Source organism: Myxococcus qinghaiensis, from assembly GCF_024198215.1.
GTDB classification, from domain to species: domain Bacteria; phylum Myxococcota; class Myxococcia; order Myxococcales; family Myxococcaceae; genus Myxococcus; species Myxococcus qinghaiensis.
This window is the reverse complement of the sequence record NZ_JAKCFA010000027.1, coordinates 93,480-108,501: the sequence shown is the minus strand read 5'-3', so window position 1 is coordinate 108,501 and position 15,022 is coordinate 93,480. Positions and strand designations below refer to the sequence as shown.

Here is a 15,022-nt window from a genome sequence, read left to right as displayed (position 1 = left end):
CACCATGCGGAGAGGCCGCTGACAGGAAGACTGGCCGAGGCGGCATCGGACGGCGCCGACTCGGCCATGGGACTAGCGAAGCACTCGACGCTTAGCGTCCGTGGGAGATGCCCGCGGACGAACCTTCCGAGGCACCGTGCGGAGAGGCTGCTGACGGGGGACTCACCGTGGCTGCGGCGGACGGCGCCGACTCGGACACGGGCATGCCGGCGGCCTGCGCCGACGCGGCGACAGGAACCGTGGTGTGCACCGCCGGGTCGAGCGCAGGATTGCGAGCTTCGGCAACGGGCGCGGCGGCGGGCTTCACCGCCTCAGCGACAGGCGCGACAGCGGGCTTCACCGCCTCAGCGACAGGCGCGGCGGCGGGCTTCACCGCCTCGGCGACAGGCGCGGCGCCAGCGGGCTTCACGACCTCGACCACCGGCATGGGCTTCGCGCAGTTCGTCGCCAGCGCCGTCTCCACGACGGGCGCGGCGCTGGAGGCGGCGGCCACGGCGGGAGCCTGCGTCTCGGGCGGCAGTTGCCGGGGCGGCAGCACGAACGGCGGCGGCACCGGGCAGTTCGTGCACGGTCCCCGCAGCGGCACCGACAACCGCTGGCCAGCACGCAGGAAGTTGTTCTTCATGCGGTTCGCCTTGCGAATCATCGACACCGTCGACCCGTACTTCAGCGCGATACCGCCCAGCGTGTCTCCAGAGCGCACGCGGTGCAGCATCACGTTGTGCTCGGGCTGCAACGACAGGAGCGGCTGCACGCGACGCCCCAGCTCCTGCGCCCTCGGGTTGTGGAACCGCAGATGGAAGTGGTCCCGATGCCGACGCGCGTGCCGGATGATGCCCACCGGGCTGAACAACGAGTCCAACCACGCCTTGTCCTCACCCACCGCCAGCGCATGCTCGTACAGGACCTTCTGCACGCGCTTGTCCACGAGGATGAGCTGGATGTCCGTCTTCGTCACCACCGCCCGGATGAACGCCCAGTTGAGCGGCACGTTGATGTACCGCTCGCGCTCACGCTCCCGGATGGGGTCCACCGTCGGGTAGTAGAAGCCGACGTCCACGTCCCGGCCGTTCTGGTGGCTCTTGTGAGGACGCTTGTAGCCACCCTCCTTGTTGCTGATGCCGTTGACGCGGATGGGCGGCGCCTCCGGGTACTTCGCGCGCACCTCGCGAATGGCCGTCACCAGGTAGTCGATGCTCTCCTGCGTGCCCCACGCGATCTCCGGCGAGACCACAACCCAGTCGTCGCCCTTGGGGAACTGCACCGAGTTCACCAGCCGCCCGCTGTGCGCGAAGCCCACCGCCATGGAGCCGAGCGACGCGATGTCTTCCTTCCAGCGTCGCGTCAGGTCCTCATCGGAGATCTCCGCCGAGTACACCGGCCCCGTGGGCACCTCACCACCCACCGTCGGCGTCTCGCCCTCGCCGTCGTCGCCCTCACCCTCGCCGGCTTCCGCCGCCTCGTCCTCCAGGTCTTCCGCCGACAGCGCGCAGCTCTCGTCGGAGGCCTCGGCCACGACGGCCGCGGCCTCAGCGGTCGCTCCCGCTGCCGGAACTCCCGGCACGGCTGAGACCTGTGCCGGCGGCACCTGTTCTCGCGCGGGCGTCAGGCCTTCCGAACGCACGGACGCCAGGGCGGACTCGCCGCCAGAGGGGGGAACCACGCGCGCGGCACAGCCGGCGCAAACCAATAGGAGCCAGAGGGGGTAACGCACCGGGCCGAAGGATGGCCCGAGAATCGTTCGAGCACAAAGCCCCTCCCAGATTTTTTGGCGCCCCCCCTGCCCCGGGGGGCGCTCCGGGCGTGGCCGAGGCCACACTTCCCGCGTGCGACTGTCCGCGTCAGGGCGTCGGAGCCGGCACCTTGAGGGCCACGTCGAGCGCCAGCTCAATCATCTCGTCGAACGAGGTCTGCCGGTCCTGGGGAGAGAGGGCCTCACCCGTCTGGAGGTGGTCCGACACGGTGAGCAGGGCCAGGGCACGCGCCCCGAACTCGGCTGCTACGCCATACAGGCCAGCAACCTCCATCTCGATGGCCAGCACGCCCATGCGCACCAGCGCGGCGGTGAGCTGCTCTTGCGGGTGGTAGAACAAGTCCGAGGTGAAGACGGTGCCCGCGCGCACGGCCTTGTTCCGCCGCTCCGCCGCCTCCATCGCCCACCGGGCGAGCTGGAAGTCCGGCACGGCCGCGAAGTCGTGGTCCAGGAGCCGCATCCGGTTCACCTTCGAGTCGGTGCCCGCCCCGGTGGCGACGATGACGTCCCGCAGCTTCACGTCCGGGCGGAGCGCGCCGCAGCTCCCCACGCGGATGAGCACGCGGGCGCCGTACACCTTGACCAGCTCGGTGGCGTAGATGGAGATGGACGGCACCCCCATGCCGTGTCCCATCACCGAGACGCGGCGGCCCTGATAGGTGCCGGTGAAGCCGAACATGTTGCGCACCGAGGTGACGCCCTGGGCGTCCGTCAGGAAGCGCTCGGAGATATAGCGAGCCCGGAGGGGGTCACCGGGCATCAGCACCACGTCGGCGAAGTCGCCGGGTGCCGCGGAGATATGAGGAGTTGCCATGGGGGCGCACCATAACCGTCCGTGCGCCTGCCCGCGATTACCAACTCGAACTGCCGAAGCCCGAGCCGCTCCCCGAAGAACCGCTGCCGTAGGAAGAGCTGGAGAAGCCGGAGCCGCTGCTCGAAGACGAGGAGCCGGAAGAAGAGGAGCTGGAGAAGGACGACGCCGCGCGAGCCCTCGCACGGGCCTCGTCGCGACGACGCTCCTCCTCGCGCTCGGCCTCGCGCTCGGCCTCCTCGATGGCATCGCGAGCCTCGCGGGTCGCCGCGTCCGCGGACCGGAGAGCCTCCTCGTAGAGCCCCCTGTCGAGCGAGCGGCGCGCGGCGTCGAGCTGGGCGCCCCCCGCCCTCCCCATCCACGTCGCGGCGGACTGCACCAGGCTGGCGGCGGACCGGATGGCGTCAGAGGCCTCCTCCGCGGCGCGAAGCTCGCCCCGCAGGTCCGCCGTCTTGCGCGCGGCCTCGGAGGCGATGCGGTCCGCGGTCCTGTCGAAGGCCAGCCAGTCTCCATGGGGCTGCGCGAAGGCCTTCTTCGTCGAATCGAGCTCGCGACGCAGGGTGGTCAGGCCGCTGATGGCCGCCGTCGTCGCGCGGCTGTCGCCGATGCCGTCGTTGGCGGCCTGACGAATCCACCGGTCCGCGGAGGACACGGCGCGGTCGGCCGAGGCCAGGCTCTCCTCCGCCTGGGCATGGTGGGCCCGGTCAGACGCGGCGGCCTGCCGCACCTGCTCCATTGAAAGACAGGCGGAGACGAGGCGCTCGGCGGCGTCGAAGGGATCCGCGGGCCGTGACTCCGCCGCTGTCACCGCCGCCAGGAGGACCTGCCGGGCAGTCTCCCGGGCCTTGTGCGTGGGCTGCATCGTGCGCGCGTCCGACGCGTCGGCGTCACACGCCGCGCTCAGCCCCTGGGCGAGCAGGAGCGTCCTGGCATTGCCCTCCTCCACGGACTGGAGCCGCCTCGACTTCTCGTCGACCTCGTCGAGCCGGACGTGGGCCTGGGCGTGCCGCGCCTCCACGACCGACAGCAGCGCGGCGGAGGCCAGCAACCGGGCCTCCGCATGGGCCAGCTCCGACTCCGTCAGGCGCTTCGCCGCCTCGCCGAGATGGGTGGCGACCTCGGAGACGTTGTCCTGCACCGTGCCATTGGCCTCCGGATGCACCGGGTCCTCCGGCCGCAGGCGCAGCGCGGAGGGGCGATAGCGACGAGTCAGCGCCTCCAGCAGCACCGTGCCGTCCGCCACGCGAGCCTCCAGACGCCGGGCGTCCGCGCGACACGCGTCACGACGCGCGGCGAAGGTCTTCAGGGCTTCGCGACTGCCAGCGAGGAGCGCCTCCACCTCTCCCACGCGCGTCAACGCGGCCGTGAGTCCCGCGAGCGCGGCATCCAACTTCCCATCCCCGAGCGCCTCGCGTGCCTCGTGCAGCGAGCCCGCACCCAAGGCGTGCCGGTCCGACGGGTCGGCGTCCTTCTCATGCAGCATCGCCGAGGCGGGCTTGTCCATCGACGTCCCCAGCTCCTCGCGGGCCGTGGCCGTCTCCAGCTCCACGCGCGCCAGGGCATCACGGGCCCGGGCCGCGAGCGCCACCAGCTCCTCCGCTTCACTCGCTCGCGTGGCCAGGGCCGCGAAGGACTTCTCCAGCGACTCCACGGCTTCCTTCGCTGGCCGCTCCACCAGCGTCTTCGCCGTCTCCTCCGCCGTGTGCCCCAACGCGGCGATGGCGTCATCCAACCACCGACGCGACAGGCCCGCGTCCTCGAGCGCCCGCCCCGCTCGAGACACCACCGGGAGCACCTCGCGCGATGCCGAGGCCAGCACCGCCATGAGGGCCCGCGCATCCACCATCCGCCGTCCACCCTCCGCGAGCGGCCCCTCCAGCGCGGCGAGCGGGTCCGCCTTCAACAAGGGCCGGGCCTGCTTCACGAGCGCATCCAGGCACGGCACAACCTGACCGGTGACCTCCCTCACGCGCAGCACCGCGTCCCCGGGAGCACCCTCCCCCAGCTCGGCGATGAAGTCCTTCAGCGCGGTCAGCGCCTCCACTGAAGTGAATGAAGCCGTCTCCAGGGAGACCAACAACACCAGGGCCCGCTCGGCGTGGGTGTTGAATGCCTCCAGCAAGGCCTCGAAGGAGAGCGAGAAGGGCTGATAGCTCTTCAGGTCTCCGATGAGTCGCTGCGCGTCGGTGCGTGGCCCACGGAGCACGCCCTCCACGCCCTCGTCGGGGTGGAAGACGATGGGCTCGTCGCGCAGCAGGCGGGTGACCTGCTCGTAACGAGCCGTCCCCAGGTGGGCCCCCAGCGCGTTCGTCATCCCGGAGCCGGCGAGCAGGTCCTCGGCCCGATGCAGCACACGCGCGGCGGCGGTGGCGAGGAGGAACAGCTCGTCCACGTCGGAGGCGAGCTGCTGCCCTCGCTCCCGGGTGAGGCCCTCGAAGCGCCTCGCGATGTCGTCGCGGGACTGACCGGCGCACAGGTGCGTGCGCTCCAGGAGCCCGAAGAGCGCGTGCGTCTTCTCGTCGATGGCCGTGCGCCAGCGGGCATGAAGCTCGGTGGCCTTGAGCCGGCTCGCGTTGCGCCGACGACGCGCCAGCAACCCCGCGATGAGCAGGCCCGCCCCACCCGCCGCCCCTCCGCCGGTGCGCATCCGCCGTGCCTGCTGCGCCTCGTCCGCCTCCACGAAGGCCCGCTGGTAGGACTCTTCGCTCGCCCGGAGCAGCACGCCGTAGGTGCCAGTCCGCGCCACGAACGCCTCGCGAGCCTTCCCCCACGCCAGCCGGGCCTCGTCGAGCGCCCCCCGGAACTCTTCCACTTCGGGCCTCGCCGCCAGGTCCTCCAGCAGCTTCGCCAGTGCATTGAGCCGCTGGCCATCCCGCCCCGCCGCCTCCAGCGTCTCGGTGACCTTCGCGCGCACGGCCTCGGCCGTGGTGAGCGCGGCACCGTGAGCGGGCGTCATGTCGCGCACCGCGCCTCGCGCCGTCTCCGTCGCGGCGAGCAGCTCCGCGAGCCGCTCGGAGGCAAACGCGGCCAGCGGATTCGCGGCCAGCGTCACCTGCGCGGACTCCAGCGCCTTCAGTCGCTCGGACGCGGACCGATGCTCCTCCAGCGCCGTACGCAGCCCGTCGAGGCTCGCCCGCACTCCGTCATGCACCGCCGTCGCCTTCGCGAGGCCGGCCTTCTCCGGAGGCGTCAGCAATGCCAGGGCCTGGACGACCTGCCGCTCCGCGCCTGCGAGGTCCACGGCCGCGCGCGAAAGGCCCGGAGGCAGCGCCGTCCCGAAGGCCGCGAGCCGTTGCTCCGTGAGACGCGGCAGCTCCGTCTGCATCGCCAGGAGCCGGCCGCGCAGGGCCTCGATGAGTCGGGCGCGCTCGGCCACCTCCTGGTCGATGGCCGTGGCCACCCGCGAGTCGACGAGCGTCACGGTGTTCTTCGCCGCGTCGATGATGCGCCCGCCATTGCGCATGGCCTCGATGGCCCGAGCATCCAGGTCGCCCTTCCACTGCGCCTCTCCCGCCTTGCGCCGGTCCTGCGCCTCCGAGCCGAAGTACGACAGGTTCCTCTCCGCCAGGGACACCAGGAACACGGCGCCGTCCGGCTCCTGCGTCCTCGGGTGCTTCAGCGCGCCGAAGCGGGTGCGATTGGACAAGCCCTTGCCCAGGGCATGCAGCGCGGCGTCGATGCCCGTGAAGCGCGTCCCCTCCGCGTCGACGAAGCGCTCCCCCGCCGCGCTCCAGAGGAACACCACCGTCCAGTGGGGCGCGTTCGTCGCGAGCCAGGCCTCCAGCTCCTCGAGCTGCTCCTCGGAGACTCCGACGTCCCCCTTCACGTAGACGTGCTGGGACTCGGACCAGAGTTTGACGACGCTCGTCGCGCTCTCGATGCTTCGAGGCTTGCGTGCCGCTTCGACGGGCGAGGCCACCAGGGCGAGCGCGAGCAGGAGCAGGGGCGCGAAGCAGCGGGGCGGGCATTTCATCGATGGGGCCGGGACGGACGAGCGCGCGAGGAAATTCACGGAGCGGCGACCCACGCGACATGGAAGTGCGCATCGAGCGTGGCCAGCGCGTAGTCCTTGGGCAGCGGCGCGAACGGCGCGGCCTTCTTCACGGCGGCCAGCGCGGCGTCATCCCAGACCTTGGAGCCCGACTCCTGGGAGACCACCACCGTGACGAGCTTGCCATCGCGGCCAATCACAGCCTGGACCACCGTCCTGCGGCCCACGGCCGGCAATCCCTTGCGCGCCGGCTGCTTCCACTTGCCGGCGACCTGGGCGTAGGCCTTCTGCTGATAGCTGGTGCTGGTCAGCTCGGGCTGGAAGAAGGCCTGGAGCTGGGGGGTGCCAGCAGCGGCGAGCGCCAGCGGAGCAAAGGCCAACGCGAGCAGGGCCACGAGAGACAGCGGACGGAGGCGGGACATGGCGCACAATCGTAGTCGCCAGGAACCGCGCCGCGAAGAGGCCTGGCGCCGTCAGTACCAGTTCATGCTCAACAACAGCATCGTCGGCAGCGGCGTCCACGAGGGCGTCAGCTCCCGCGTCACCTCCCCCGTGCCCGGCAGCGTCAACTCCTCTCGCACGCAACTGAAGGGATGCGGCTCACCGCGTCGAAAGACGAAGACCGTATAGGTCCCCTCTGGCTGCGAGCGGAACGTCCACCCGCCGCCCGCCTTTGTCAGCACGCGCGGGTAGAGGGACAGGAGCTGCGCCATGTCTCCCTTCGTGCTCGGAACAGGCACTGTTCCTTGCGCGAGGACCGCCATGGAGTCCTCTCCCGCACCCGCGACGCGCAGGTGGAGCGTCACCCCATCCTGACGCGGTGCGAAGTCCACCGTCACCGTGCCGGTGGCGGGGACCTGGACCCGCTGTGCCACGAACACCGGAGGCAACGCTTCCTCCTCTTCGGAGACATCGACACTGACGGCCACGACATAGGCCCCTGGCGGGAGTCCGCCTTGCTCGAACCGGCCGGAGAGCACCGGCACCTCCCTCCGAAAGCCACTCGCTTCGGCCGAGAGGACCACGGTGGCGGTCTCGTTCCCCAGCCCCCTCACGGTGCCGCTCATCAGGGCCCCCGCGTCGAGCGCCACGGCGACCTCGTCCTGCTCGGCGCCCAGCATCAGGCGCTTCTGCGAATACGAAGCGTGCGTCACGGTGAGCGCATACGGCCGCTCCATCACATGAGGGAGGATGAAGGTGCCGTCCTGCCGCGTCCTCACCGCCCCCGTCTCCTCGTCGAGCCGCGTCTCGCGAACCCAGTCCTCGGCATCCTCGGGGACGTCACCCGTGCCCACCAGGGCCCCCGCCACGGGCCTTCCCGTCGCCGCGTCCGTCACGCGCCCCCGGACCTGTCGCCCCGGGTGGAGGACCACGGCTCCCAGGTCCAGCGACTGTCCCTTCGTCATGCCCACTGTCAGCGACAGGCTCGCGAAGCCGGTCGCGTGGAAACGGAGCTTCACCTCCTCGCCGCCGTAGGTGCGCTGGAAGAACTCGCCCTGTGGGTGGGTGATGGTGGCGTCCCACAGCTGGAACCGGGTGATGGGAGTGCCATCCTCACGGACCAACCGCCCCCGGACGCCCTCATCCCGGCGCATCACCAGACGCACCTCGGAGTCACCCGCCTCGGCCGGCACGGATATCGGGTGGCTCCGGCTCCTCGTGGCGCCTCGATTCCGGGTCTCATCCAACTGATGGCCTGCCCGTCGCGCCATCAGCGCGTACGTCCCCGGAACGAGCTGGCGCAGCTCGAAGCGCCCCTCCTCGTCGGTCTTGCCCGAGGCCTCTCCTGGATACGACAGGACACGAGCGCCGGAATCATCGCCTCGAGCCCCCACCACCACGGCCTTCCCGGTCGGCGTCGCACGCACCAGGACGCCTTCGAGGGGATGGCCCTCCCCGTCCTCGACGACGCCGGAGAGAGACAGCCCCGCGACGAACTGGAGGCGCACATGCACGGGCTCACGCCCCCGCACCTCGAGCCGCGTGGCCAACCGGCGCTCCGTGTCCGAGTCAGTCCGGGCGACAAAGAGAGAATGCTGTCCCGCCTCGATGCCCTGGAGCGCGAAGCGGCCCTTCGCATCCGTGAGCGCCCGCTTGACGCCAGAGGGCTTCACCTCTGGCTGCTGTGACACCAGGCCCACGTGGGCGGACAGCACCGGCTCGCCCGTCTCGCTCAGCACCTCGCCAGTCACCGTGGCGCCCTGTTCGAGCACCACCCGGAGCCCCTTTTGAGGTGACGTCACGGGCAGCCACGTCGACCGATAGGCATCATGGTGGACGACCAGGCCACGCTCCCCCGAGGCCTCGGCGGCGATGACGAACGAGCCGTCCTCGTGACTCTTCGCGAGGCTCTCCAGCTCCAGGTCATCCCTCGCGAGGACCGACGCATCGAAAGGGCCGCGCAGGTCGCTCGCGAACATCAGGGTGAGGTTGGCTCCCGCCAGGGGATGTCCCTCCGTATCCACCACCACGCCCTCCACCGTGACGGCGTCGCGCAACACGATGGCGAGCGGCGCGGTGTCCGCGGCCAGCCTCACGTCCTCCCGGTGGTCGAGGAAGCCCGTCGCCTCGACATGGACGGAGTAGTGGCCCCGAGCCGCCGGCCCCAACGAGAAGGTCCCGCGAGCGTCGGTGGTCGCCTGCTTCCACCGGGGAACGTCGGGCGAAGTCACCAAGAACGCGGAGACACTGGCTCCGACGATGGGCGCCCCTCTGGAGTCCCGCACCTCGCCGGGCAGCAACCGGGCATTGCCGAGAGCCAGTATGACCTCGGGGGGGTCGCTCCCAGGCACCAGACCGACGCGCTCCTCGGCCCAGGCCTCGCCATGGGTGGCGGAGAACGCGTACCGGGCAGGCCGCAGGGCCTCGAAGGTGAAGCGACCCTCGTTGTCGGCGACGGTCTCCCGAATCCACTCGGAGCCCCCACACGTCACGCGGGCACCGGGGACAGGTGTCTCGCCCATGACGACGCGCCCCGAGAGCGGACGTGAGCGCACCATCCTCACGTCCAACAACCGCCGCATGGCGGCTCCACGGGGCTGCGCGTGCTCCGGGAGCATCCCCTCCTTGGAGACGAGGACGCTGTAGTCTCCGACGGGCAACGACTCGAACTGGAAGCGTCCATCCTTCGCCGTGGACACTTCGAAGGAGCGGTGATGCGCGACGAGGATGGCGGTGACGCGGGCGTCCGCCACCGGTTGCTCGAGTTCGTCCCACACCCTGCCCGACAGCGAAGGTCCTCCACCCAACCGCACCTCGATATCCTCACTGCCCGCGGCGACGTCCTCGGCCAGCCCCACGCCTCGCGGTCCCTCGGCCCACACCGAGTATTGCCCCGCCGCCAGGCCCGCGAGCGTGAAGCGCCCCTCCGCGTCCGTCGTGGCGCGAGCCTGGGGTGGCAACTCTCCCGCGCCTGATTCCAACCAGGCCAGCAGGCCCTCCGGCCGACAGGAGCTGCTCAGCAGCTTCAGCTCGCAGGGCCGACCACAGTCGCAAGGCTGTTCGCGCAGCGGCTCGCCCGGTGTCGCTTCGGTGGCCACCACGACCGCACCTGCGACAGGACCTGCGGGGCCGACCACCCGGCCTCGCATCATCCCATCGCCTCGGGGAGCGATGGGGGCCGCGAGCAGCGCGCTCCAGGAGGACCTCCGGCCTTCGGAGTCACCGCCAGAGGAGGTCGCGCCACGCGCACGTCCGTCCACCGCGCCTTCACCGCGCAGGAAGTGGCCCACGAAGAGTGTCGTCAGGAGCAGAAGTCCCACGCCGATTCCAAGCCTTCGCCACATGCGCGAGACCACCCCCGGATGACCCTGTGCCTTCCGGTCAGCCTAGCCCCATTCACTGACGATGCGCAGCGGCTCGCGGGCTCCGGGCCTCCTTGCCGCGCACGCAAGCCATGTCGCTCAGCAGCTCGACCCCGCTCAGCTTGACGCAGCTCAACGCGACACAGCTCAGCTCGACGCAGCTCAGCGCGACGCAGCTCAGCTCAGCGCGACGCAGCTCAGCGCGACGCAGCCCAGCTCGACGCAGCTCAGCTCAGCGTCGCCGGGCCAGGGTGAACGCGGTGAGCACGAGCGCGCCTCCCGCGCCCATCGCGATGGCGAGCGGCACCTTCAGTCGCTCCGACAACGCGGAGAACACGCCCAGCGCCACCTCACGGCTGGCGCCGCGCAGCGAAGGGTCTCCCAGCTCTTCCCGCGTCGCACGGAGCTGACGTCGCAGCTCCTCGGAGGCACCTCGCACCGTCGCCGTCGCGGTGCGCTCGGCCATCGTCGCCACGACGAGGCCCACGTCCACGTCGGAGCCTTCGCGGCGAGCCTTCACCTCCAGCTCGAGTTGCTCCACCACGGCATGGACGAACCGCCGCCCCGCCCTCTCCAGCACCTCGTCGATGCGCTCGGTGCGCGCCTCCAGGGCCGTGCCCAATCCCTCCACGAGCCCGCGCCCCGCCTGCGACGCCACCTCCGAGGCGATGGGCGCCAGCACGGGCATCTCGTGCTCCAGCTCCAGCACGGCGCCTCGCACCGCCCCCGTGGCCAGCGTCCGAGCCCGCGCGCCGGGCTGCCGCAGCTCCCGCTGACGTTGATCCGCCACCCGGGAGGAGCGGTCCAACCACGCATTCACCCGCTCCAGCAGCTCATGGGACAGCGCATCCGCGCCCGGCATCGAGCGCCGCAGCTCCGCCACCACGCCCCTCACCGCGCTCTCCGCCAGCGAGCGCGACCACGTGCCGGGAGGTCGCTCGGAGGCTTCTTCGACCTCGCGAGCAAGCAGGGCCACGACATCCTGGATGAGCTCACGGAGCTGCCCGTCGAGCCCTGGCAGCTCCGCCTGGAGCCCCTCCGAGGCGCCCTGGATGGCCCCGCTCGTGAGCCCATGCGCCGCGATTCGCTCCAGCGACAGGGTGAGACGCCGCATCAGCTCGACCGGTGACAACCGCCCATCGTGGCGCATCGCTCGCTCCCCCGCGCGGAGGTCCGCTCCGCTCGTCAACGATTGCGATGTCGCCCACCGCCCAACACCCCACCGGCCCGGTGGAGCCAGCGCTCGAATGGCTTCGACAGCCACCTCCCAGACACCTTGCAGCCATCACCGAGCACCGGGCCCTCCGTCGGGAGGGCGGGCAGGCGATGAAGGCGCGAATGCACTCGGGTTGCATCGACTTCCCCGCTCCGAGACATTGCCCCAGGGCTGACGATGCTGGGATATCAGGCGAATTCACAGTGGCGGGACATGTCTGACTTCGTGGTGCACTTCACGAAGCCCGGACCGCCATTCCATGACGCCTACCAGAACATGATGAACATCCTGGGCACGCGCACGCTCATCCCAGGCGCCCAGGGCTTCGGGCTGGCGCGCAAGGAACCCCAGGTCGCGGACCGGCACCGCGCGGTCTGCTTCAGCGAGATTCCGCTCGACCAGCTCGGCAGGCTCGTCCAGCGCCGCAGCCTGTATGGCATCGGCTTCAGCAAGAGCTTCATCCTGTCCCAGGGCGGCGGCCCTGTCTGGTACGTCCAGTACGCCTCTCCCGCGCACCTCTCCCTGAAGCACCAGATGGACCAGGCGCTGGCGGCGCCGGACTCACGCGCCCATCCGCTCTGGGCCATGACCCCCTTCGTGGACGTCCAGGGCGACAAACACAACGCGCCCTACAGCTACCGCTTCGACTGGGAGCGGGAGTGGCGCGTGCCGGGCCTCCTGCGCTTCACCGAGTATGACGTCGCCGCCCTCTTCCTCCCGGAAGAGCTGCACCCGACAGCGCGCGGCTTCTTCGAATGGGCCGTGCGCGAAAAGGCCGGCCCCGGCTACTTCTGCCCCTGTCTGGACCCGTTGTGGACCGCGCCGCAGATCGCCCGGGCGCTGGAGAAGCACGCCGAGGACTCCGCGCGACTCAGGGCGGGATAGCCCCCCGGAGGAGGCCGCGACGCTGGCCTTCGAAGGAGTCCAGGTGGGCGTGGTCTGAAGCTACAGCTCGCCTGGAGGCGTGTCGTCCTCGTCGAAGAGGCCGGTAGGCAGGTCGTCGATGCTGCGCGCGTTCTTCTTCCGCCGGTACTCCGCCAGTCCCTCCTCGCCCTTGTTCTCGGCCCAGCGCGTGAGCGTGGGCCTGTCCTCGCTGAACTCGTAGAGGGGCACGCTGTAGCCACAGGACTTCTGCACGAGGTCGATGTCGAGCTTCACCATCTGCCGGGCCCCCAGCGGCTCCACGCCGCCGAACTCGGAAGCCAGCAGCCGGGTGTACTCAGTGCTGCCCCGGCGCAGCACCTGGCCCCGTCCATAGAGGCGCAGGATCATGGGAGGCCCCTCGAAGGCGCAGAACATGAGGGTGAGGCGTCCATCGGCGCGCAGGTGCGCGGCGGTCTCATTCCCGCTGCCAGTGAGGTCCAGGTAGACGACCTCGTTGGGGCCAAGCACGCGCAGCGAGTCGAGCCCCTTCGGTGAGAGGTTCACCCGACCGGTACTGGCGGCGGAGGCCGTGAAGAACATCCGCTGGCGCAGGATGAAGTCGCGGTGGATGGGCTCGAGGTGCGGAAACTGGGTGGCCATCGGTGCGGTCCTCTCCCACAGGTGAATGGACTCAACGGAACTGAAGCACCTCCAGGGCGGGATGGCACCCCTTGCGTCCATGAGCCGACACCCGAGAGGGGGCGGGGCCTGTCAGCGCTTCCCCGGATGCCTATCTCCTCCCCTCCGACATGGGTGGGTGGATGCGGGGGAGCAACACGGTGGCCGGAAGAAGCTTGTCTCGAGGCGTGCTGGCGTGTGTCGTTTGTCTGACGGTGGCCTGTGGGGGTGGCACCTCTACCGGACCTGGCGGTGAGCCTCCGGACGAGGTACCCGGGCCTTCGGGGAACGTTCCCGACCCGGACCCCGCCAACCCTCAGGAGCTCCCAGACGCGGGCGTGCCCGATGCGGGTGAGCCCCCTGGCCCCACTCCGGACGCCGGTCCTCCGGACGCGGGCCCCGCGCCCACCGTCTGCGCGCCCACGGCGGGCGAGACACGGTGGCTGACGGAGGGCGAGCTCGTGACGGCCACCGTGACGTGCTCCATCGCGAACACCACCCCGGGGCTGCGCTTCAGCGTGGACAACCTGCCGCCCGGCGCCGTGTTCGACGAGGCCACCGCCACCCTGCGCTGGACGCCCGGCAAGGACCAGGCCGCCGTGTGGAACCTCGTCCTGCGCGAGCACACCAGCAACGAGACGGGCACCCTCAAGGTGGGCGTGGCGGAGAACAACGGCGCCCCGGGCAACGTCAAAATCGTCGACCCGAAGACGTACACGGAAGAGTACGGGCTGCCCGTCTTCCACCTCATCTACACGCCGCCCCTCACCTCGGGCAGCGACAAGCCCGCGCAGCTCATCTACCGCGGCCGCACCTACAACATCGAAGCCAAGTACCGGGGCGCCACGTCCGGGGCCTTCCCCAAGCGCAGCTTCACGCTGGAGTTCCCGGACGAGGACCTCTTCAACGAGCCCGTCTACGGCGACGGCTTCCTCAAGAAGAAGCGCGTGGCGCTCGTCACCACGTTCAATGACAACTCCTATGTGCGCACGCGGCTCGCGTTCGACCTGTGGAGCAAGATGTCACCCGAGCACATCCGCGTGCGCACCTTCAGCGCGGTGCTCTATGCCAACAACCGCTTCCTCGGCCTCTATACGGCGGCGGACCTGCCCCACAAGCGGATGATGGCGGAGAACGGCATGGACAAGGACTCGGACCTGTTCAAGGCCGTGGAGAACGACGCCAACTTCTCCCGCCTCCGCAAGAACGGCGAGCCCAAGGCGTCGCTGCGCGAGGGCTTCGAGAAGAAGGTCGGCATACCGGAGGTGGGCCAGCCCCGCGCCTGGGACACGCTGGAGGCCTTCATCACCTTCGTGGCGGACTCCGACGACGCGACGTTCCGCGCCGGCTTCCCGCAGCGCACCCGCCAGCGGGACTACGAGGACTGGTGGATCTTCAACTCGCTCATCCTCGGGACGGACTCCCACTCGAAGAACGCCTATCACGCGTATGACCCGAAGACGCAGGGCCCGTGGCGCTTCATCCCCTGGGACTTGGACGCGAGCTTCGGCCAGAACTTCGACACCACGCGCACCTCGCCGACGACGCGCTCCAACTTCACCGGGAACAACCGCATCTTCGCGCGGCTGCTCGCGGACCCCACCTTCGCGGGGCCCATGCGCGAGCGCTACCAGGCGCTGCTGCGCGACGAGCTGAGGCTGGAGGCCGTGCTCGCCCTCATCGACACCTACGAGCGGGAGACGTCCGCTGTCGCGAAGCGCGACTGGGCCTATTGGCAGCTCGAGTACCGCGCCATGGGCGCGCCCGGTACCGTGGGCGAGGGCAACTTCCCCGCCTGGTACCAGCGCACGGACTTCCTCACCTACGAGGAGGAGCTGGCGTACGTGCGCCAGTGGGTCCGCACCCGCTGGCCCGCGATCCAGTCCCAGCTTCCGTGACACCCGGC

Annotated in this window: 9 protein-coding genes; 2 read left to right on the top strand and 7 right to left on the bottom strand. The window is 70.4% G+C overall.

Translation table 11 applies throughout. The features are described from left to right. Positions 1 to 91: 91 nt before the first annotated feature. From LZ199_RS38030 to LZ199_RS38005, 6 genes are all read right to left on the bottom strand, one after another. Positions 92 to 1,516 carry a LysM peptidoglycan-binding domain-containing protein gene (locus LZ199_RS38030; protein WP_253998696.1) on the bottom strand — a complete coding sequence of 475 codons (1,425 nt, stop codon included), beginning with the start codon at positions 1,514 to 1,516 and terminating at the stop codon, positions 92 to 94. A gap of 325 nt (positions 1,517 to 1,841) precedes the next feature. Continuing rightward, positions 1,842 to 2,567: a purine-nucleoside phosphorylase gene (deoD, locus tag LZ199_RS38025; protein WP_253998695.1), complete on the bottom strand. Its 726-nt coding sequence runs from the start codon at positions 2,565 to 2,567 to the stop codon at positions 1,842 to 1,844. 37 nt (positions 2,568 to 2,604) lie between these two features. After that, entirely contained in the window at positions 2,605 to 6,537 is a 3,933-nt protein-coding gene (locus LZ199_RS38020; protein ID WP_253998694.1) for a hypothetical protein, read from the bottom strand. A 35-nt stretch (positions 6,538 to 6,572) separates the two neighbouring features. Further along, positions 6,573 to 6,977, bottom strand: a complete 405-nt coding sequence (locus tag LZ199_RS38015) for a TonB family protein (RefSeq protein WP_253998693.1) — start codon at positions 6,975 to 6,977, stop codon at positions 6,573 to 6,575. Positions 6,978 to 7,028: 51 nt separating this feature from the next. Then, positions 7,029 to 10,316: a carboxypeptidase regulatory-like domain-containing protein gene (locus LZ199_RS38010; protein ID WP_253998692.1), complete on the bottom strand. Its 3,288-nt coding sequence runs from the start codon at positions 10,314 to 10,316 to the stop codon at positions 7,029 to 7,031. 274 nt (positions 10,317 to 10,590) lie between these two features. Continuing rightward, on the bottom strand, positions 10,591 to 11,508 hold the full coding sequence (locus tag LZ199_RS38005) for a hypothetical protein (protein WP_253998691.1): 918 nt from the start codon (positions 11,506 to 11,508) through the stop codon (positions 10,591 to 10,593). Positions 11,509 to 11,787: 279 nt separating this feature from the next. Between LZ199_RS38005 and LZ199_RS38000 the strand changes: the two genes are divergently transcribed. Beyond that, the gene (locus LZ199_RS38000) at positions 11,788 to 12,459 is read left to right on the top strand and encodes an abortive infection system antitoxin AbiGi family protein (RefSeq protein WP_253998690.1); all 672 of its coding nucleotides are present in this window, start codon (positions 11,788 to 11,790) and stop codon (positions 12,457 to 12,459) included. Between the two features lie 60 nt (positions 12,460 to 12,519). Here the strand turns inward: LZ199_RS38000 and LZ199_RS37995 are convergent, their stop codons facing one another. Then, positions 12,520 to 13,098: a pyridoxamine 5'-phosphate oxidase family protein gene (locus LZ199_RS37995; RefSeq protein WP_253998689.1), complete on the bottom strand. Its 579-nt coding sequence runs from the start codon at positions 13,096 to 13,098 to the stop codon at positions 12,520 to 12,522. A gap of 161 nt (positions 13,099 to 13,259) precedes the next feature. Here LZ199_RS37995 and LZ199_RS37990 point away from each other — a divergent pair, with 161 nt between their 5' ends. Continuing rightward, positions 13,260 to 15,014, top strand: coding sequence for a CotH kinase family protein (locus tag LZ199_RS37990; RefSeq protein ID WP_253998688.1), 1,755 nt, complete (start codon positions 13,260 to 13,262; stop codon positions 15,012 to 15,014). Positions 15,015 to 15,022 lie beyond the last annotated feature (8 nt).